Annotated in this window: 17 protein-coding genes, 1 tRNA gene and 1 riboswitch; of the genes, 12 read left to right on the forward strand and 6 right to left on the reverse strand. The window is 60.3% G+C overall.

Going from position 1 to position 19,325, the window contains the following annotated elements:
• Positions 1-206 precede the first annotated feature (206 nt).
• A tRNA-Thr gene (locus AC13RE_RS12535) sits at positions 207-282 on the reverse strand.
• 138 nt (positions 283-420) lie between these two features.
• Positions 421-1,380 (reverse strand): NAD(P)H-dependent flavin oxidoreductase, encoded by a 960-nt coding sequence (locus tag AC13RE_RS12540; protein ID WP_488563170.1) that lies wholly within the window; start codon positions 1,378-1,380, stop codon positions 421-423.
• 336 nt (positions 1,381-1,716) lie between these two features.
• Here AC13RE_RS12540 and AC13RE_RS12545 point away from each other — a divergent pair, with 336 nt between their 5' ends.
• A complete protein-coding gene (locus AC13RE_RS12545) occupies positions 1,717-2,988 on the forward strand; it encodes a serine/threonine-protein kinase (protein ID WP_488563171.1) in 1,272 nt (423 codons plus the stop codon).
• Between the two features lie 126 nt (positions 2,989-3,114).
• On the opposite strand, the gene ppk2 is transcribed toward AC13RE_RS12545, so the two are convergent.
• Positions 3,115-3,996 (reverse strand): polyphosphate kinase 2, encoded by an 882-nt coding sequence (gene ppk2 / locus AC13RE_RS12550; protein ID WP_488563172.1) that lies wholly within the window; start codon positions 3,994-3,996, stop codon positions 3,115-3,117.
• A gap of 272 nt (positions 3,997-4,268) precedes the next feature.
• On the opposite strand from ppk2, the gene phoR reads away from it, so the two are divergent.
• From phoR to phoB, 7 genes are all read left to right on the forward strand, one after another.
• Positions 4,269-5,495 carry a phosphate regulon sensor histidine kinase PhoR gene (gene phoR, locus AC13RE_RS12555; RefSeq protein ID WP_132716665.1) on the forward strand — a complete coding sequence of 409 codons (1,227 nt, stop codon included), beginning with the start codon at positions 4,269-4,271 and terminating at the stop codon, positions 5,493-5,495.
• A 199-nt stretch (positions 5,496-5,694) separates the two neighbouring features.
• Complete coding sequence (locus AC13RE_RS12560; protein WP_488563173.1) at positions 5,695-6,714, forward strand: substrate-binding domain-containing protein; 1,020 nt, start codon at positions 5,695-5,697, stop codon at positions 6,712-6,714.
• A 62-nt stretch (positions 6,715-6,776) separates the two neighbouring features.
• Complete coding sequence (gene pstC, locus AC13RE_RS12565; protein WP_488563174.1) at positions 6,777-8,258, forward strand: phosphate ABC transporter permease subunit PstC; 1,482 nt, start codon at positions 6,777-6,779, stop codon at positions 8,256-8,258.
• Complete coding sequence (pstA, locus tag AC13RE_RS12570; protein ID WP_488563175.1) at positions 8,255-9,589, forward strand: phosphate ABC transporter permease PstA; 1,335 nt, start codon at positions 8,255-8,257, stop codon at positions 9,587-9,589. The genes pstC and pstA overlap by 4 nt, the downstream gene beginning before the upstream one ends.
• A 15-nt stretch (positions 9,590-9,604) precedes the next feature.
• Positions 9,605-10,420, forward strand: coding sequence for a phosphate ABC transporter ATP-binding protein PstB (pstB, locus tag AC13RE_RS12575; RefSeq protein ID WP_488563176.1), 816 nt, complete (start codon positions 9,605-9,607; stop codon positions 10,418-10,420).
• A 51-nt stretch (positions 10,421-10,471) separates the two neighbouring features.
• Positions 10,472-11,185: a phosphate signaling complex protein PhoU gene (gene phoU, locus AC13RE_RS12580; RefSeq protein WP_037155605.1), complete on the forward strand. Its 714-nt coding sequence runs from the start codon at positions 10,472-10,474 to the stop codon at positions 11,183-11,185.
• Between the two features lie 31 nt (positions 11,186-11,216).
• Positions 11,217-11,900: a phosphate regulon transcriptional regulator PhoB gene (gene phoB, locus AC13RE_RS12585; protein WP_004128368.1), complete on the forward strand. Its 684-nt coding sequence runs from the start codon at positions 11,217-11,219 to the stop codon at positions 11,898-11,900.
• A 91-nt stretch (positions 11,901-11,991) separates the two neighbouring features.
• Here the strand turns inward: phoB and AC13RE_RS12590 are convergent, their stop codons facing one another.
• A complete protein-coding gene (locus tag AC13RE_RS12590; RefSeq protein WP_112336597.1) occupies positions 11,992-12,528 on the reverse strand; it encodes a GcrA family cell cycle regulator in 537 nt (178 codons plus the stop codon).
• A gap of 424 nt (positions 12,529-12,952) precedes the next feature.
• On the opposite strand from AC13RE_RS12590, the gene AC13RE_RS12595 reads away from it, so the two are divergent.
• The 3 genes from AC13RE_RS12595 (at position 12,953) to AC13RE_RS12605 (ending at position 16,181) form a co-directional block, all read left to right on the forward strand.
• The gene (locus AC13RE_RS12595) at positions 12,953-14,152 is read left to right on the forward strand and encodes an aspartate aminotransferase family protein (protein ID WP_132715756.1); all 1,200 of its coding nucleotides are present in this window, start codon (positions 12,953-12,955) and stop codon (positions 14,150-14,152) included.
• A gap of 73 nt (positions 14,153-14,225) precedes the next feature.
• Positions 14,226-15,143, forward strand: a complete 918-nt coding sequence (argF, locus tag AC13RE_RS12600; protein WP_069611241.1) for an ornithine carbamoyltransferase — start codon at positions 14,226-14,228, stop codon at positions 15,141-15,143.
• 48 nt (positions 15,144-15,191) lie between these two features.
• Positions 15,192-16,181: an Hsp33 family molecular chaperone gene (locus tag AC13RE_RS12605; RefSeq protein WP_132715758.1), complete on the forward strand. Its 990-nt coding sequence runs from the start codon at positions 15,192-15,194 to the stop codon at positions 16,179-16,181.
• Positions 16,182-16,187: 6 nt separating this feature from the next.
• Here the strand turns inward: AC13RE_RS12605 and apaG are convergent, their stop codons facing one another.
• Positions 16,188-16,580, reverse strand: coding sequence for a Co2+/Mg2+ efflux protein ApaG (gene apaG / locus AC13RE_RS12610; protein WP_015338724.1), 393 nt, complete (start codon positions 16,578-16,580; stop codon positions 16,188-16,190).
• A 611-nt stretch (positions 16,581-17,191) separates the two neighbouring features.
• Here apaG and AC13RE_RS12615 point away from each other — a divergent pair.
• Entirely contained in the window at positions 17,192-17,905 is a 714-nt protein-coding gene (locus AC13RE_RS12615; RefSeq protein WP_488563177.1) for a DNA helicase, read from the forward strand.
• 64 nt (positions 17,906-17,969) lie between these two features.
• Here the strand turns inward: AC13RE_RS12615 and AC13RE_RS12620 are convergent, their stop codons facing one another.
• The gene (locus AC13RE_RS12620; RefSeq protein ID WP_488563178.1) at positions 17,970-19,157 is read right to left on the reverse strand and encodes an O-succinylhomoserine sulfhydrylase; all 1,188 of its coding nucleotides are present in this window, start codon (positions 19,155-19,157) and stop codon (positions 17,970-17,972) included.
• A 43-nt stretch (positions 19,158-19,200) separates the two neighbouring features.
• Positions 19,201-19,279: riboswitch (SAM riboswitch) on the reverse strand.
• Between the last annotated feature and the right edge of the window lie 46 nt (positions 19,280-19,325).

The raw sequence follows: 19,325 nt of genomic DNA on the forward strand, positions 1-19,325 counted from the left end.
CTGCCATTGGAGATGCATTTAACTTTGTTAATCCGCCGGCGCCCTTTTAGGCGTTCCGCAATCAATCTCTGGCCTAAGCGGGAAAAATCGGGCTTGGACACAAAGTTCCGTGCTCATTCCAAGCAAGCGGCAGCCTCGTGCCGCGAACGATCTCGATCCGCGTTCGAACATGCGGTTCAATATCACTGGCAAACAGGAAAAATGGATGGTGCCGCTTACGTGACTCGAACACGTGACCCCATCATTACGAATGATGTGCTCTACCGACTGAGCTAAAGCGGCATTCTGCGGGGCATTCGGTTCGGCCCCGCGATTTGCATGGCGCTGATACAGTCTATGCAGTCAGATTTCAAGCGCTCAAATTGCCATTTGGCAAAAAAGCGAGGTGCTTGTGAAAAAAGCCCCGCTTTTCAGCGCCGGTTAAAGCGCCAGCCGCGCCCGTGCGTGCTGGTATTCTCTCTCCAGCCGATCGACGAGAGCGGATACGGGCTGGATGGACCTGACCGCGCCGATGCCCTGGCCGGAACCCCAGATATCCTTCCAGGCCTTCACGCCTGTCGTGGCGGCCTCGAAATCCATTTTGGAAGGGTCGGCCTCGGGCAGCTTGTCCGGATCGAGGCCCGCGGCGCGGATCGAGGGTTTCAGATAATTGCCGTGTACGCCGGTGAAATAATTGGAATAGACGATATCGGCAGCGGTGCCCTCGACGATCGCCTGCTTGTAGGCGTCGGCTGCGCGGGCCTCCTCAGTCGCGATGAAGGGCGAGCCGATATAAGCAAGATCAGCGCCGGCAGCTTGCGCCGCGAGGATCGCGCCGCCGGTGGCGATGGCACCGGCCAGCAGCAACGGTCCATCGAACCATTCGCGGATTTCCTGCACGAGCGCGAAGGGCGAAAGCTGGCCGGCATGGCCGCCGGCGCCGGCAGCGACGGCAATCAGCCCGTCCGCACCCTTGCGGATCGCCGAATTGGCATGCCGGTTGTTGATGATGTCGTGCAGCACGATGCCGCCATAGGAATGCACGGCCGCGTTCACCTCGGGCACGGCGCCGAGCGAGGAAATGACGATCGGCACCTTGTATTTCACACAGAGCATCAGATCGTGTTCCAGGCGTTTGTTTGACGTATGGACGATCTGATTGACTGCAAATGGAGCTGCCGGACGATCCGGATTTGCGGCATTGTAGGCGGCAAGATCCTCGGTGATCATAGCAAGCCATTCGTCGAGCTGGCTTTCCGGGCGCGCGTTCAGCGCCGGAAACGAGCCGACGACACCGGCCTTGCATTGAGCCAGCGTCAAGGCGGGATGAGAGATGATGAAGAGCGGCGAAGCCACGACCGGCAGGCGCAGATGCTCGGTCAGGATCGAGGGGAGGGGCATGAACATCATCCCTTTTGACGTTTACGAAAACGTCAAAAGGGATAGCAGATGTCTGCCGAGAGGGGAAGATGGTGGAGGAGGCAAGCAGAGCAGGAGACAATGGGCAATAGTGCCTGGCCGTCCCGGTCCTATACCTTCGCCTACTGCTGCTGCCTACCGGCACCCCATTTGTGTCGTCTTTGCCATTTATCCCCGCCCGAGTGCCCTTAACCCAAGGCGGAGGCTTGCGTATTGCAGAACGGGGCGTTACCGAATCCGGTTAACGATTGATGAAAATACGGCTGCCTTGCCAGCGGGCTATGCAAGTACGGTGCGAGTGAGCGTAAAGGATCGGATGTGAGCGGATTAGAAACGGCCATCAGAAGCGCGTTGGATCGGTCTGATCGCGCCAATCCGGAAATCCGGGCTCGCATCTATCAGTCGGCACGGCAGGCGCTGGAAGCCGGTCTTCGCAAGCAGGACATTACCGACGTCAATGTCGTAGCCGCCCAGCGCCAGCGTCTTGAGGCGACGATCCGCGAGATCGAGGTCGAGGAGCGCGCCCGCCCCGCGCAGGCGATACCGGTTTCACCGGCGCTGGACGCTCCGCATGTTTCTCCATCCGCACCGCGCTCCGAAGCAAGGCCCGAAACTAGACCCGACACAAGGCAGGCAGCCGCACGGCCGCAGGAGCCCGTCATGAGCGTGCGCGGGGAAACACGCGATCCCCCGATGTCGGCTGGCCCTGCCGTTCCGGTGGAGCCGATGTCGGCCGAGCGGGCAGGACGCGAAGGTGATTTCGGCGATATGCGCGCCGGACCCGCCGATCATCTCGGTGCGGACAGCGATGTGCGTCCGACGGCCGATGCGCGGCCGGCGCGGTCGATGAACTTCAAGCCGGAGCGCGCGGCCGTGCGCCGTAAGCCGCGCAAGTTCTTCTCGCGTCTGCTCGTCTTCTGCATTCTGCTTGCCTTCCTCGGCGTCGGTGCCTGGTGGATCAAGACCTCGGGTGTGCTCATGTCCGCCGCCCAGCGGGATACGAGCGTGCCCAATCCGCCGGCGCATGTCGATTCGCAGGATTTCAGCGGCAACAGCAATGATGAGGACACGTCGGATCAGGATGACAATAGCGGCCCGGTCAATCCGGGCCTTGCCACCATCGATCCGCAGAACAGCTTCTCCGCGGAATGGCTGGAGGTATTGAAGCCCACCGACGCGCCGAAGGTTGCCACCAGCCCGCAATCGAAGGCCGAAAACGTATCGGAGAATGAAGGGCCGGCCGTGAGGCTGACCTCGCTTAGCAGCGGCCCGGACGGCAGCGGCTCGATCGAGGTGCCCGTCAATGTACTGCAGCAGATGGCCGGCAAGGCCTCGACGGTCGCACTGACATTGCAATCCACCTCGGATGCACCGACGCAGATCACGGTGGAGTGCGATTTCGGTTCTCTCGGCCGTTGCGGCCGGCATCGTTTTACCGTCAGCCGGCAAAAGACGGATTCGCTGTTCCAGGTCAAGTTCGATCGCGCTATGGCGCCGACCAGTTCAGGGCGCCTGATCATCAATAGCGATGTCGATGGCAAGGCCCGCGGCGTCAATATCTACGCCATCCGTGTTCTGCCCGGGCAATAGAGCGTTTCCACTTTTCTTTGAATCGCGAAAACGCTCTATGCTCTTATTTCCCAACGCATTCCGGACGGAAAGCCGCTACGCACTTTTCCTGGAAGTGCTTTAGGTCCGGGCCACGCGTCGAACTCGTCAGGCGAGGATATCCGATCCCATCCCGAGGATCTTCTCGTCGATCTTGCCGATGGCTTCCTTGTCCTTGCCGTCATAATCGAGCGTCAGCAGAATGTGACGGATAAGGTTCAGGCGCGCGCGCCGCTTGTCGTTGGCGCGCAGGACGGTCCAGGGAGCGTGGTCCGTATGCGTATCCTTCAGCATGCGGTCGCGCTTTTCGCTGTAGTCCTTCCATTTCGGCAGTGCGGCGATATCCATCGAGGAGAGCTTCCAGACGGCGCGTGGATCGTGGCGCCGGTCGTGGAAACGCTTCAGCTGCATCTCCCGGCCGATATCGAGATAGAATTTGAAGAAATGGATGCCGTCCTGGACGATGAGCTTTTCCATCTGCGGCGCTTGCTTCAGGAACTGCTCGTATTGCTTCGGCGTGCAGAAGCCCATGACCGGCTCCACCCCGGCGCGGTTATACCAGGAGCGGTCGAAGAGCACGAATTCGCCTGCCGTCGGAAACTGGGCGACGTATCGCTGGAAGTACCATTGGCCGCTTTCGCGATCCGTCGGCTTCGTCAGCGCCACGACCCGCGCCAGACGAGGGTTCATATGGGCTGAGGTCGCAGCGATCGAGCCTCCCTTGCCCGCGGCATCGCGTCCCTCGAAGAGCGCCATCACCCGCTTGCCGGTCGCCTGCAGCCAGAACTGCACCTTGATGAGTTCGATCTGCAGCGTCTTCAGCTCATCGAGATATTCTTCTTCCTTCAGCTTCTTCTTGTAGGGATAGCCACCCGAGGTCAGCGCCTCGTCATCGATCCAGCTCGGCAGCACGGGGTTATCGACATCGAATATGCGCTTGATGCCATGAATATCCAGCTCCACCGCCCGGCTTTCTGTCTTCTCCCCCATATGTCGGCTCCTCGGTTGTTTACATGGCGTTAACCCTGCCGCCGCCGGCGGCAAAAAGCTTGGCCAGAAAACTGGGGCATTTATTCAATAGTTTCAAGCCTTTTGCCGCCACCCTCGTTTGCCGGCTACATTTATTTCTGCCAATTGCTGGCTTCTGTGGATAGAGCCGAATACTTCTGTCATGAATCGCAGATAAGACGCGGAATCCAGCGTTCCATGATGGCAGGCGAAGGACGGCGCAGTTGGAAGACGAATGGTCATTTGTCAGGAAGTTGGCGGTGCGGCTGCGGCAGGAGAGTGCCATCCTGGTTCTGGCGACGCTGATTGCCGCGCTCGCCCTCGTCGAAGGCATCAACACCGGCGCCGTATTCTGGATCTGGGCGATCGTCATGATCGTCACGCTCATTCGTCCGCCGCTGGTCGAGCGGGTCGAGGTGCCATCACAAGCCGAACCTGCGCCTGCCGATGCGCAAACCCTGTTGCGCACCGCCTTTGCGGGACTGGCGGCACTCGATATGCCGGTGCTGATCATCGACCGCGAGGCGTCGGTGCTGGTACAGAACATGGCCGTCGAAAAAGCTTTCGGCGCCTTTCCAATCGGCGCACATATTTCCTCCAAGCTGCGCTCGCCGGGTTTGCTCGACATGGTACGCGAGACCATCGCCACCAATGCGCCGAACCAGATCGAGCATTCCGAGCGACTGCCATCGGAGCGGGTCTATGTCGTGCGTATCGCGCCGATCGATCTGCCTGAGATCGACAGGCAGGAAGATGCGCTCTTCCTGCTTTCTTTCCGCGACATATCGGAGTTGCGCCACATCGATCGCATGCGTTCGGACTTCGTTGCCAATGCGAGCCATGAATTGCGCACGCCCCTGGCATCGCTGCGCGGCTTCATCGAGACGATCCAGGGGCCCGCCAAAGCCGATCCGAAAGCGCAGCAGCGTTTCCTCGGCATCATGTTCGATCAGACGACGCGCATGAGCAGGCTGGTGGACGATCTTCTGTCGCTGTCGCGCCTGGAGCTGAAGTCGCATATCGCGCCGGATCAGAAGGTGGATCTCGTCCCCTTGCTCGGTCATGTGCGTGACTCCCTGCTGCCGCTTGCTGGGGATCTCGACGTCACCATCAATCTGCATTTGCCGGTGGGCAAGGTGGAGGTATTGGGGGATCGAGACGAGCTGGTGCAGGTCTTCGAGAACCTGATCGAGAACGCCTGCAAATACGGCCAGGAAGGCAAGTCGGTGGAGGTTTCGCTACTCAGCGGTGCCGGCCAGGCCGTTGAAGTGGTCGTCTCGGACAAGGGGCCGGGCATACCCGCAGAACATGTGCCGCGCCTGACCGAGCGCTTCTATCGCGTTAACGTTGAGGACAGCCGGTCCAAGAAGGGGACCGGTCTCGGGCTTGCCATCGTCAAGCATATCCTGACCCGCCACCGTGCCAGGCTGATCGTAAAGTCGGAAGTCGGAAAAGGAACCGATTTTACGGTTCGCTTCTGAGAAGTACCCCGCATCCTCATTCGGATGGCGATTTACCAGAACAATATCAGATACATAATCTGTCATAATTGTTTCACTCGCCTGACATAAAAGGGCGGTGTTTTCATCAGTAAGAATGGACTGCTGAAAAAGTGGATGTGGCCTCCACCTCGGCGCTCTTCAAAGCTCATCAGGGGGATTCGTTGTGAATGCTTTGAAAATGTCCGTTCTTGCGTTGGTTGCATCGGTTGCCCTTTGCGGCACTGCAACCGCCCGCGATCAAATTCAGATCGCCGGCTCATCGACCGTATTTCCATATGCCAAGATCGTTGCCGAAACCTTCGGCGAGACCTTTGCCGATTTCAAGACTCCTGTGGTCGAGTCTGGCGGCTCCGGAGCCGGCCTGAAGGAATTCTGCAAGGGTGTCGGAACGGATTCCATCGACATCGCCAATTCGTCGCGCCCGATCAAGGACAGCGAAGTCCAAGCCTGCAAGGCCGCCGGCGTCACCGATATCCAGCAGATCAAGATCGGCTATGACGGCATCGTCTTTGCCTTCGACAAGAGCAATCCAGACATCAGGTTCGAGCCCATCGATCTCTATAAGGCGATTGCCGCCGAAGTGGTCGTCGATGGCAAGCTCGTCGCCAACCCCTACAAGAAGTGGTCTGAGATCAATCCATCGCTGCCGGATTTTGAAATCGCTACCTATATTCCGGGTGAGAAGCACGGCACGCGCGAAGTCTTCGAAGAGAAGGTGCTTGCCGCCGGCTGCAAGGCTTCGGGCGCCGCCGATGTGATCAAGGCTGCAGTCTCCGACGCCGCTCAGCAGGCCAAAAAATGCGTTGCCGTGCGTAAGGATGGCGTCGCCGTCGATATAGACGGCGACTATCCCGAAACGCTGGCCCGTATCAATGCCAACAAGCACGGCATCGGTGTGTTCGGCTTGTATTTCTTCCAGAACAACGCCGACAAGCTGAAGGTAGCCACCGTCAACGGCATCGTGCCTTCGGGTCAGACGATTGCCGATGGCACCTATCCGGTATCGCGGCCGCTGTTCTTCTACGTCAAGAAAGCCCATCTGGGTGTCATCCCTGGGCTCAAGGAATATGTCGATTTCTTCACGAGCGATCAGATGATCGGACCTGAGAGCCCGCTAGCGGAATATGGCCTCGTGCCGGCGCCGGATGCTGAGCGCGACCAGATCCGTAAGGATGTCGCGGTCGGGAAGATCATGTGAATGCGGAAGGGTCGGGCACCGGTGCGGCTTTCCGCCACGCCGGGGTTCGCCGGGGAATGGGAATGAGTGTATCGCTGCTGCTGCTCTGCTTGTCGGTCTTCGGCGCCTCCGCTTTCGTGCTGGGGCGGGTGAGGGCGGCTGCGCTGTCGGGTGGCAGGTCCTCGTCCATGCATTCCCGGCTCGGCTATCACGGTGCCTATGCCGCTATCTGGGCGGTGCTTCCGCCCTTAGCGCTCGTCTGCGTCTGGCTGATCGCCGGCCCCATCGTCATCGACCGCCTGGTGACGAAATCTTTCCCGGAGGAGGTTCAGTCTCTGCCGCCGGCTGAACTCAATCTCAGCTACGGCATGGTGCGCAGCATCGCTCGCGGCATGCGCATGCTCGATAGCCAGGAGCTCGCCGATGTCGATGCAGGCAAGGCCGATCTTCAGTTGCTGCTGGCGCAGAAGGGCGTTCCGCTTGCCGTTCGCCCCACGGGCTACATGATCGACGCTGTCAACAAATATAATGGCATGCGCGAAGTGAGCCGCACGGTCATGTCGGCAGTGGCGATCGTTCTGTCGCTGCTTTGCGCAGCCCATGGCCTTCGCGCCATCGCCCCGCGTTTTCGCGCCCGCAATCGTGTGGAACAGGTCATTCTCGGGGCACTGATCGTCGCTTCCTCCATCGCAGTGCTGACGACGGTCGGCATCGTCGTTTCCATGCTTTCGGAAGCGGCACGCTTCTTCGGCATGGTGCCGGCCAGCGAGTTCTTCTTCGGCACGGTCTGGGACCCGCGCTTCGCCGGCGCCGGCACGCAAACTTCAGGCACCTTCGGCCTGATCCCGCTGCTGGCGGGCACGATCTATATCGGGCTCGTCGCCATGCTCTTCGCCGTGCCCATCGGCCTGTTCGCGGCGATCTACATGGCTGAATATGCCTCGGCGCGCGTCCGCTCCATCGCCAAGCCGATGCTGGAGGTCCTAGCCGGCATCCCGACGATCGTCTACGGCTTCTTTGCCCTTGTCACCGTCGGCCCCTTCCTGCGCGATATCTCCGCCGAGATCGACGGTCTGATGACTGGAAACTACAGAAGCTTTATCGAGGCACAGAGCGTTTTGACGGCCGGCTTCGTCATGGGCGTGATGCTCATCCCTTACGTTTCCTCGCTATCGGACGATATCATCATGGCCGTGCCGCGCTCGCTGCGCGACGGTTCTCTTGGCCTCGGCGCCACGCGGTCGGAAACGGTCAAGCGTGTTCTGCTGCCGGCCGCCCTTCCGGGCATCGTCGGCGCACTGCTGATGACTGCGTCGCGGGCGATCGGTGAAACCATGATCGTGGTGCTGGCAGCCGGCGTCGCCGCGCGCATGCAGCTCGATCCCTTCGAGCCGATGACGACGGTCACCGTGAAGATCGTCAACCAGCTGACCGGCGATCTGGAGTTCACTTCGCCGCAAACGCTCGTCGCCTTCGCTCTCGGCATCACGCTGTTCTGCCTGACGCTCTGCCTCAACGTCTACGCGCTCTACATCGTCCGTCGATATAGGGAGCAATACGAATGAGCGGTGTCGTATCCTCCTCTCAGCTCAACATGCCGCGTGACCTGACGCCGGGTGCGTCGGTGCGCCGTGATATCGGTATCAAAAAACGCTATGCTGCCGAGCGCCGCTTTCGCGCCTATGGGATCACGGCTGTCATTTTCGGTCTCGTCTTCCTTATGATCTTGGTCTCGACCGTGGTCCGCACCGGCTACACGGCTTTTGTTCAGACATCGATCACCTTGCCGATCGAATTCACCGAGAAGGTGATCGACCCTGCAGCCAAGCGCGCCAGCGATCCGAAGGTTCTGATCGCTGCCAACTACCCGGTACTGGTGCGCGATGCACTGGTGAAGGCGCTTGGTATCGATCCGGCCAATCGCGCTCTCGTTCGCGAGGCAACGGCGATGGTGTCGGACAGTGCCAGGATCGCGCTGCGCGATAGGGTCGTCGCCAATCCCTCGATCATAGGGACGACGCAGAACGTCACCTTCCTTGCCAGCTCCAATATCGATTCAGCCAACAAGGGCCAGATCGATCTGACGGTCGATGAGAAGGATCGCAAGATATCCGACCGCCAGGTCGCCTGGATGAAGCAACTCAGCGAAAGCGGTGCGCTTTACAAGGCCTTCAACAGCGGTCTCTTCCTGTCGGGCAACTCGAGCCGACCCGAAGCCGCCGGGCTCGGCGTCGCTCTGATCGGCTCGTTCTACCTGATGCTGACCGTTCTCGTGCTTGCCTTGCCGGTCGGCGTCGCCGCCTCGATCTATCTGGAGGAGTTCGCACCGAAGAACCGGCTGACGGACCTGATCGAGGTCAACATCAACAATCTCGCGGCCGTCCCATCGATCGTCTACGGCCTGCTGGGTCTCTCGGTCTTCATCAACATGATGGGACTGCCACGCTCTGCCTCGCTGGTCGGCGGTCTCGTGCTGAGCCTGATGACGCTGCCGATGATCATTATCGCCACACGCTCGGCGCTGCGGGCCGTACCGCCGTCGATCCGCAGCGCGGCGCTCGGTCTTGGTGCATCGCGCATGCAGATGGTCTTCCATCACGTGTTGCCGCTTGCGATGCCGGGCATTCTGACGGGCACGATCCTCGGGCTTGCGCACGCGCTTGGCGAGACTGCGCCGCTGCTTCTGATCGGCATGGTCGCTTTCGTCGCCAACTATCCGGCATCGCCGCTCGAACCTTCGACGGCGCTGCCGGTGCAGATCTACATGTGGGCGAGCGAAGCCGAGCGGGCCTTTGTCGAAAGGACGTCGGGTGCCATCATCGTGCTTCTCTTCTTCCTCGTCGCGATGAACATCGGCGCCATCCTGCTGCGCCGCCGCTTTGAGCGGCGCTGGTAAGGGAGGGCGCACGAAATGAACATGATGACGGAAGCCGCCAGCGAAAAAGCATTGTCCAGGAAGATGATGACGATCCCCTACAAGATGATCGGCCAGGACGTTTCTGTGTTCTACGGCGACAAGCGGGCGCTCTTTGACGTCAATTTGAAGATCCGCGCGAATACGGTTACGGCTTTGATCGGCCCTTCCGGTTGCGGCAAGTCCACCTTCCTGCGCTGCCTCAATCGCATGAACGATACGATCGAGACCTGCCGCGTCACCGGCAAGATCACGCTCGACGATCAGGATGTCTACGACGACAGCATCGACGTGGTGGAGTTGCGCGCCCGCGTCGGCATGGTCTTCCAGAAGCCCAACCCGTTTCCGAAGTCCATCTATGAGAACGTCGCCTACGGCCCGCGCATCCATGGCCTGCATCGCTCAAAGGCCGATCTCGAGCATATCGTCGAGCGCAGTCTTCAGAAGGCCGGTCTCTGGGGCGAGGTGAAGGATCGGCTCCATGATGCCGGCACGAGCCTGTCCGGCGGTCAGCAGCAGCGTCTGTGCATCGCCCGCGCCGTCGCGGTCAGTCCGGAAGTCATCCTGATGGACGAGCCATGCTCGGCGCTCGACCCCATCGCAACCGCCAAGGTTGAGGATCTCATCCACGAACTGCGGGAGAATTTCACCATCGTCATCGTGACGCACTCCATGCAGCAGGCAGCCCGCGTCTCGCAGCGTACCGCAATGTTCCATCTCGGCCACCTGGTCGAGGAGAACGACACCGATAAGATGTTCACCAATCCCGACGATTTCCGCACGCAGGATTACATCATGGGCCGTTTTGGTTGATGATGTCAGGCGCGCGGCTCATTTCACACAGTTCACCTTGAGGATAGAAAAATGGTCTCCACTCACATTCTCTCTGCCTATGACGAAGACCTGAAGTTCCTGACGCGCCGCATTGCTGAAATGGGCGGCCTGGCAGAGCAGATGGTTAGCGACAGCGTACGCGCGCTGGTCAACAGCGACACTGCCCTGGCCCAGAAGGTCATCTCCGACGACGTCGTTCTCGATCATGCCGAGCGCGAAGTCGGCGACAAGGCGATCGTCACCATCGCCCGCCGTCAGCCGATGGCGGCTGACCTGCGTGAAATCATGGGCTCGATCCGCATCGCCTCCGATCTGGAGCGCGTCGGCGATCTCGGCAAGAACACCGCAAAGCGCGTCATCGCCGTCCAGGGCACCGGTGTCCCGCGCCGTCTCGCTCGCGGCATCGAGCATCTCTCCGAACTGGCGCTGAGCCAGCTCAAGGAAGTTCTGGATGTCTACGCGACCCGCTCGCCGGACAAGGCCGTGTCGATCCGCGAACGCGACGAGGAAATCGACGCCATGTACACCTCGCTCTTTCGCGAGATGCTGACCTACATGATGGAAGATCCGCGCAACATCACCACCTGCACGCATCTTCTTTTCTGCGCCAAGAACATCGAGCGCATCGGCGATCATGCCACCAACATCGCCGAGACGATCTATTACATGGCGACGGGCGCGCAGCCGGAAGGCGAGCGCCCGAAGGACGATACCGCCAATACCGTCGGCGCAGTGACGGAATAATCCGAAAGCGAAGAAAGGAGACCATAGGCGCATGGTTCCGAGAGTTGCTGTTGTAGAAGACGAGGAAGCGCTCAGCGTTCTGCTGCGCTACAATCTTGAGGCCGAAGGCTTCGAGGTAGACACGATCCTCAGAGGCGATGAGGCCGAGCTGCGTCTCCAGGAGCGCATCCCCGATCTCCTGATCCTCGACTGGATGCTCCCCGGCGTGTCCGGCATCGAGCTCTGCCGCCGGCTGCGTATGCGGCCGGAGACGGAGCGTCTGCCGATCATCATGCTGACGGCGCGCGGCGAGGAAAGCGAGCGCGTGCGCGGGCTTTCGACCGGCGCGGACGATTATGTCGTCAAGCCGTTCTCGACGCCGGAGCTGATGGCCCGCGTCAAGGCGATGCTGCGGCGTGCCCGCCCGGAGGTTCTCTCCACGGTGCTGCGCTGCGGCGATATCGAGCTGGATCGCGAAACCCATCGCGTCCACCGCAAGAGCCGCGAAGTGCGGCTGGGGCCCACGGAATTCCGCCTGCTGGAGTTCCTGATGTCCTCGCCGGGCCGCGTCTTCTCGCGTTCGCAGCTGCTGGACGGCGTATGGGGTCACGATATCTACGTCGACGAACGCACGGTCGACGTCCATGTCGGCCGCCTGCGCAAGGCGCTCAATTTCTCCAATATGCAGGATGTCATCCGCACCGTTCGCGGCGCGGGCTACTCCATGGAGGCCTGATCGGGTATCCCCGATCAGGCATTCAACATAGCGGCGGAAACAGAAAACAGGCCCCAAGGGCCCGTTTCTTTTATCTCATCGATGGCGCGTCTCAGCCGCGTGGTTGCGCTGGCCGACGGCGTTCATGCACCGGCTGGTAGGCCAGGCGCTGATGGTAGGTGCAGTAAGGCGATGAATCTGGGCTTTCGTTGCCGCAGAAATGGAAATCGTCCTTCAGCGGATCGCCGACCGGCCACTTGCAGGTGCGCTCCGTCAGTTCCGTCAGGCCGAGGCGGCGGGAGATCGGAACGACGACGTTCGATGCCGGGCGATACTGGATTTCATTGACGGAATCGATCTCGATCTCTTCCTTCAGCATGGTTGCGCCCTGCTGGCGGGCAACCACCGTGCGGGTAGCAACGCGCGATCCGTAGGTCGCAGCGCGAGGTGCCGCTGCGCTTCGCTTCGGCGTGCGCGCTGCGGTTGTCGTGCCGCCCGCCTTCGCTCGGCCGGGGAGGTTCAGGCGATGTACCTTGCCGATAACGGCATTACGGCTCACGCCACCGAGCTGCGCAGCGATCTGGCTGGCGCTCAATCCTTCGGACCATAGCTTTTTCAGCTTCTCGACGCGTTCGTCTGTCCAATTCATGCCCTGTCTCCGCTGTCGCGTTTCCGATGGCAGAATCCCTCACCATTGCCTCGCATGGTATCGAGGCGCGAAACGCTCTAAAATTGTGGTGACTAGTTCCGCCGCATGCAGTCTAGCAATTGGTTTTTAACCTAGTGTGAGGCTGACTCCGTGACAAGAGTCGCGGGAATCTTGAGGAATCGATTTCGAGGTTTTCCCCAACTTGCTGTCCGGGCGTGGCATTTCTGCCATAGGCGCCGCCCGATGCATCTCTTTTGCCGGCAAGCGTTTTCTCGCACCTGCTAAAACGGCAGTTTTGTTGACATCGCGGTGCAAAACATCAATAGTGCCCAAGCCGCCGCAAGGCGGCATTTTTGATTTTTTCGGACCCGTTTCATCAAATGGAAGCGATCGGTCCTTAAAGTTGTGATCAGGAGATATGGCCATGGCCGAGACCACGCCGCTTTACGACACCTACTTGCGCGCTCCGCTGCGGTTCGAGCGAGGCGAGGGCGTCTGGCTGGTCACTGAGAATGGCGAACGCTACCTCGATTTCGCAGCCGGCGTCGCGGTCAATTCGCTCGGTCATGCTCATCCCCATCTTGTCGCCGAGCTGAAGGCGCAGGCCGACAAGGTCTGGCACCTGTCCAACCTCTATGAGGTGCCCGGCCAGGAGAAGCTGTCGAAGCGGCTGACGGAGGTGACCTTCGCCGACAAGGTGTTCTTCACCAATTCGGGCGCGGAGGCGCTGGAGTGCGCCATCAAGACTGCGCGGCGCTATCAGTTCGCCAAGGGGCATCCCGAGAAGTTCCATATCATCACCTTCGAAGGCGCCTTCCACGGCCGCACCATCGCAACGATCGCCGCCGGTGGCCAGGAGAAGTATATCGAAGGCTTCGGCCCGAAGGCACCGGGCTTCGACCAGGTGGAGTTCGGCGATCTCGATGCCGTGCGCGCCGCCATCACGGATGCGACGGCTGCGATCCTGATCGAGCCGGTTCAGGGCGAGGGCGGCATCCGCCCGGCGACCAACGAATTCCTGCGGGGGCTGCGGGAGATCTGCGATGAGCACGGCCTGCTTTTGATCCTCGACGAAGTTCAGTGCGGTGTCGGCCGTACCGGCAAGCTCTTTGCCCATGAATGGTCCGGCATCAAGCCTGACATCATGGCGGTCGCCAAGGGTATCGGCGGCGGTTTCCCGCTCGGTGCGTGCCTTGCGACGGCAGAAGCTGCTTCCGGCATGAAGGCCGGCACGCATGGCTCGACCTATGGCGGCAATCCGCTTGCCATGGCAGTCGGCAATGCGGTTCTCGATATCGTGCTTGCCGAAGGCTTCCTGCAGCATGTGCGCGATGTCTCGCTGGTCTTCCGCCAGGGGCTCGCCTCGCTCAAGGATCGTTTTCCTGACATCATCGAGGACGTTCGCGGCGAAGGCCTGATGCTCGGCATCAAGGCGGCCATTCCGCAGGCGGACCTGCTGCAGGCGATCCGTGCCGAGCGTCTGCTCGGCGTTCCGGCCGGCGATAACGTCATCCGCCTGCTGCCGCCGCTGGTCGTCACTGCCGAGGAAGCACGCGAAGGTTTCGCTCGCCTGGAGCGCGCTGCCGAGCGTGCGCGCGCTGCCCGCACCAAGAAATCGGCTTGAATTCAACGCCCGCTGTCGGGGCGTTCCTGCCCCACGCGGGCGTTATTGTTTTTTCTGGAGTACAGGTAAGGACATGGCTTCTCCGAAACACTTTCTCGATCTCTCTGCCGTCCCGGCTGCCGATCTGCGCAACATCATCGATGACGCGATCGTCCGAAAGAGCGCGCAGAAGGCCGGCACGGCCGACAAGCCGCTTGCCGGCAAGATGCTGGCGATGATCTTCGAGAAGCCGTCCACCCGAACCCGCGTCTCCTTCGACGTCGGCATGCGGCAGCTCGGCGGCGAGACGCTGTTCCTCTCCGGCACCGAAATGCAGCTTGGCCGCGCCGAGACGATCGGCGATACGGCGAAAGTGCTGTCGCGCTATGTCGATGCGATCATGATCCGCACGACCGATCATTCCCGCCTGCTGGAGCTGGCGGAACATGCGACCGTTCCGGTCATCAATGCGCTGACCGACGACACGCATCCCTGCCAGATCATGGCCGATATCATGACCTTCGAAGAGCATCGCGGCCCGATCAAGGGCAAGACGCTTGCCTGGACCGGAGACGGCAATAACGTGCTGCATTCGCTGATCGAAGGGGCCGCCCGTTTCGGCTATCGCATGAATATGGCGGTACCCCTTGGTTCCGAGCCGAAGGATCACTATCTGAACTGGGCCCGCAACGAGGGCGCCGAAATCATGCTCTCGCATGATGCAGACCGTGCGGTCGCCGGCGCCGATTGCGTGGTAACCGATACCTGGGTTTCCATGAATCAGGAGCACCGGGCACGCGGTCACAACGTCTTCCAGCCCTATCAGGTCAACAAGGCTTTGATGGCACAGGCCGGCAAAGACGCGTTGTTCATGCATTGCCTGCCCGCCCATCGCGGGGAGGAGGTGACGGACGAGGTGATCGATGGCCCGCAATCCGTTGTCTTTGATGAGGCGGAAAACCGCCTTCATGCGCAAAAGTCGATTCTTGCTTGGTGCCTGGGCGCGATCTGAAGATATCAAGCCGCGTCTCAAGGGCGCGGGCGCAGTAGGAGTAAGCTAATGGCAGAAAATGCCGCCTCGCTGGGTCAGTTCGATTTCGCCGGTGACGATCATGTCGTTCCCTTCCAGGTGGAAGGTTTGGATGTGCGCGGCCGTGCCGTGCAGCTCGGTCCTCTGCTGGACACGATCCTTGCCCGGCACGATTATCCGACGCCGGTTGCGCGGCTTCTCGCCGAGGCCATTGTCCTGACCGTCCTGCTCGGTACGTCGCTGAAATTCGAAGGCAAGTTCACCGTGCAGACCAAGGGCGACGGTCCCGTCGACCTTCTGGTCGCCGATTTCTCGACGCCGGAAAACGTCCGGGCCTATGCGCGTTTCAATGAAGAAGCGCTGGCAAAGGCAGTTGCGGAAGGCAGAACCGAGCCTGAGCAGCTGCTGGGCAAGGGCGTGCTCGCTTTTACCATCGATCAGGGCCGCTTCAGTCAGCCTTATCAGGGCATTGTCGCGCTTGATGGCGCTTCGCTGGAGGAGATTGCCGGCACGTATTTCCGCCAGTCGGAACAGATCCCGACGCGCGTGCGTCTGGGTGCTGCAGAGCTCTTCGATCGCGATGAGAACGGCAAGCCGCGTCACCGCTGGCGTGCCGGCGGCCTGATCGCGCAGTTCTTGCCGGAAGCGCCCGAGCGCATGCGCCAGCCGGACCTGCATGGCGGCGATGGCGATACCGGCGCGCGTAATCATGCCGAGGACGATGCCTGGGCGGAAGCGCGCAGCCTGGTGGAAACCATCGATGCAGATGAGCTGACGGATCCGCAGGTCGGCACCGAGCGGCTTCTCTATCGCCTCTTCCACGAGCGCGGCGTACGCGTCTATGAACCGAAGGCCGTCTATGACCGCTGTTCGTGCTCGCGCGACAAGCTGAAGGGCGTCCTGAAAGGTTTCACAGCCGAGGAGATCGAGGCCAGCCAGGAGAATGGCGAGATCGCCGTCACCTGCGAGTTCTGCTCGACGACCTATCGCTTCGAAGTGTCGGAAATAGAGGTGGCCTGAGGTCGCTCAGTTCAGCGTACGCAGCAGGTTGGGCGTATCCAGTGAAAAGGCGGGGATCTTGACATGGAATTGCTCCCCGCCGTCCGTTTCCATCTGGTAATGACCGAACATCATCCCTGACGGTGTATCCAGTGGGCAGCCCGAGGAATATTCATAGGTATCGCCGGGCTTCAGGTGCGGCTGCTCCCCGACCACGCCGGGGCCTGTCACTTCATCCACGATGCCGTTCATGTCGGTGATGTGCCAATAGCGCGTTACCAGCTTCACGGCTTCCTTCGAGTGGTTGGAAATGACGATGCGGTATCCCCAGACATAACGGTCATCATCCGGATCGGATTGCTCCTCCAGATAAAACGGCTCTACAACCACCTCGATGTCGCGTGTTAGGGCGCGATACATGCCTGACACCTTGCCACTGCCCTGAAACGTCGAGAGCTCCTTGAAGCCGCATCGCCGTTTCAGCATTTTCAAGTTTGCGGCATATTATCCGCTTTCCACCATTCCCGCAAAGTGCAGGATATTTAGCGGTATCCTATAACCGATGCTTTCCGTCAAGGAACGACGTAATGAAATCTTGCGTGAACGGTTGGGACGGTTTCGATTCCAGCTATTGCGGTTCATGTTGAAGGTTAACGAAGTCATCTCCAAGTATCCTAGGTCACCGTGATTTGATCTTATCTGCCGGAGTAGAGGTAGGCGCATCCTCCGTACTCAGGAAACGCTTGCCACGATTGTCCGTGGACTTCTGTGATCGACGGTCAACCTGATCGCCCGGCATCAAAACCTCCGGGCCATATAACCCCCATTCCTTTTATATGTTCCTCTGACAGGGCTTGGATGAGATTTCCCTGCAGGAGGATTTCGGCTATCATCTGATTCTGGCATCGCCCATGCCTCCCCCCTCCGTTCGGGAAAGTATATTTCATGCAGGGCCGTCGATATCCAAACCGACTGTTTGAGCGCCTGGCATAAGGAGGGGTTGCGGTCATTGCTCGCAATAGGAGGTTTATATGAGGCTTTCTGCCCCTGTTTATCATTTGAAACGTAAGGCGAGGCTCCTGTCCCGCCAGCAGAACATCCCCTTGCACGCCGCGCTGGATCGTGTCGCGGCCGTCGAGGGTTTCGGAGGCTGGAGTTTGCTTGCGAGCAAAACGAACTCAGCCGTGCCCGTCGGCGAGCTGTATTCGCGTTTAAGCCCAGGCGATCTGGTGCTGATCGGCGCACGGCGCGGTCACGGCAAGACCCTGATGAGCCTGAGGCTCGCCGTCGAAGCCATGAAGGCTGGCAATCGTGGCATCTTCTTCACGCTGGAAGACACCGAAAAGGTCGTTCTGGACCGTTTTCCGGTCATCGGTGCCGATCATGCGGAATTTGCTGATCTATTCGAGTTCGACAATTCGGATGCCATCAGCGCCAATTATATCGTGGAGAGGCTGACTGCGGCGGCGCCCGGTACATTGGCGGTGGTCGATTTTCTGCAGCTGCTGGATCAGAAGCGGGAGAATCCGGAATTAATGATCCAGGTTCAGATATTGAAGGCGTTTGCGCGCGTCAGAGGCATTATCGTCGTCTTCATCTCGCAGATCGACCGTTCCTACGATCCCGCGTTGAAGCCCGTGCCCGATCTTGCGGATGTTCGCCTGCCGAATCCGCTGGATCTCAAGCTGTTCGACAAGATGGTCTTCCTGAACAACGGCCTGGTGGAATTCAAGGTCGCCATCTGACGGGCTGCCAATTGTCCAAGGGCAATCGAGCCGCCCGGAGAAAATCCGGGCGGCTCGACGGATATCAGGCGGAAACCTGCTCGAGAGCGCGGGCGAAATCCTCGACCAGATCGGCGCTGTCCTCGATGCCGGCGGAGAAGCGCACGGTGCCCGGCGAAATGCCGAGCTCGGCGCGGGCCTCGTCGGTAAGGTTCTTGTGCGTGGTCGTGGCAGGATGCGTGATCAGGCTCTTCGAGTCGCCGAGATTGTTGGAGATCTTCACGATTTCAAGCGCGTTCTGCAGCTTGAAGGCCGCTTCCTTGCCACCCTTCAGCTCGAAGGCGACCAGCGTCGAGCCGCCGCTCATCTGCTTGGCGATGATATCGGCCTGCGGATGGTCCTTGCGGCCTGGATAGATCACGCGGGCGACCTTGTTGGTCTGCTCGGCGAGGAAATCGGCAACCTTGGAGGCATTCGCCGTCTGCTGTGTAACGCGCAGCGGCAGCGTCTCGATGCCCTTCAGCAGCGTCCACGCGGTAAAGGGCGACATGGCCGGTCCGGTATGGCGGAAATAGTCCTGCAGGTTCTCGTCGATCCACTGCTTGTCGGAGAGGATGACGCCGCCGAGCGAACGGCCCTGGCCGTCGATATGCTTGGTGGCGGAATAGACGACGATATGAGCGCCGAGTTCCAGCGGCTTCTGAAAGAGCGGCGTTGCAAAGACGTTGTCGACCACGACCTTGGCGCCGATCTGGTTGGCGAGCTTGGCGACAGCGGCGATATCGACCACTTCCAGCGTCGGGTTGGTCGGGCTTTCGAGGAAGAAGACCTTGGTGTTCGGGCGGATGGCCTTTTCCCAGTTCTCGGTGAAACGGCCATCGACCAGCGTGCATTCGATGCCGTATTTCGGCGCGAGCGTCTCGACCACCCAGCGGCAGGAGCCGAAGAGGGCGCGGGCTGCAACGATATGATCGCCGGCCTTAAGCTGGCAGAGGATGGCGGCCGAGACAGCGGCCATACCCGAAGCGGTGGCGCGGGCGTCTTCAGCGCCTTCCAGAGCGCACATGCGCTTTTCGAACATGTCGTTGGTCGGGCTGCCGTAGCGGGCGTAGATGAACCCATCCGTTTCGCCCTTGAAGCGGGCTTCCGCCGCTTCCGAGGTGTCATAGACGAAGCCCTGGGTCAGATAGATTGCTTCGGAGGTCTCGCCGAATTGCGAGCGGAGTGTTCCGCCGTGAACGAGCTGGGTTGCGGGGCGCCAAGTCTTGCTCATGCCATCACCACTTTCAAAACAAAAAAACCGGTCGCAAAAGCAGACCGGTTCAACCCCGGTCTTTTTAGCCATTTGTTTAACGTGGCTGCAAGCCGACCGGCCAAATCACCACGGGATAAGTTGCAATACTGCCGTTGACGGCTTGCGTCAATTCCCTGAGTTTGGTTT

It is taken from the genome of Martinezella sp. CNPSo 3959, from assembly GCF_057784355.1.

Bases quoted from the DNA above. Each gene is read 5' to 3' on its own strand.
- pstA (WP_488563175.1), top strand. From the start codon at position 8,255: ATGAGCGGTGTCGTATCCTCCTCTCAGCTCAACATGCCGCGTGACCTG.
- apaG (WP_015338724.1), bottom strand. From the start codon at position 16,580: ATGTATCGCGCCCTAACACGCGACATCGAGGTGGTTGTAGAGCCGTTT.
- ppk2 (WP_488563172.1), bottom strand. From the start codon at position 3,996: ATGGGGGAGAAGACAGAAAGCCGGGCGGTGGAGCTGGATATTCATGGC.
- phoB (WP_004128368.1), top strand. From the start codon at position 11,217: ATGGTTCCGAGAGTTGCTGTTGTAGAAGACGAGGAAGCGCTCAGCGTT.
- AC13RE_RS12605 (WP_132715758.1), top strand. From the start codon at position 15,192: ATGGCAGAAAATGCCGCCTCGCTGGGTCAGTTCGATTTCGCCGGTGAC.
- argF (WP_069611241.1), top strand. From the start codon at position 14,226: ATGGCTTCTCCGAAACACTTTCTCGATCTCTCTGCCGTCCCGGCTGCC.
- pstC (WP_488563174.1), top strand. From the start codon at position 6,777: ATGAGTGTATCGCTGCTGCTGCTCTGCTTGTCGGTCTTCGGCGCCTCC.
- AC13RE_RS12595 (WP_132715756.1), top strand. From the start codon at position 12,953: ATGGCCGAGACCACGCCGCTTTACGACACCTACTTGCGCGCTCCGCTG.
- phoU (WP_037155605.1), top strand. From the start codon at position 10,472: ATGGTCTCCACTCACATTCTCTCTGCCTATGACGAAGACCTGAAGTTC.
- AC13RE_RS12540 (WP_488563170.1), bottom strand. From the start codon at position 1,380: ATGCCCCTCCCCTCGATCCTGACCGAGCATCTGCGCCTGCCGGTCGTG.
- AC13RE_RS12560 (WP_488563173.1), top strand. From the start codon at position 5,695: ATGTCCGTTCTTGCGTTGGTTGCATCGGTTGCCCTTTGCGGCACTGCA.
- AC13RE_RS12620 (WP_488563178.1), bottom strand. From the start codon at position 19,157: ATGAGCAAGACTTGGCGCCCCGCAACCCAGCTCGTTCACGGCGGAACA.
- pstB (WP_488563176.1), top strand. From the start codon at position 9,605: ATGAACATGATGACGGAAGCCGCCAGCGAAAAAGCATTGTCCAGGAAG.
- AC13RE_RS12590 (WP_112336597.1), bottom strand. From the start codon at position 12,528: ATGAATTGGACAGACGAACGCGTCGAGAAGCTGAAAAAGCTATGGTCC.
- AC13RE_RS12615 (WP_488563177.1), top strand. From the start codon at position 17,192: ATGAGGCTTTCTGCCCCTGTTTATCATTTGAAACGTAAGGCGAGGCTC.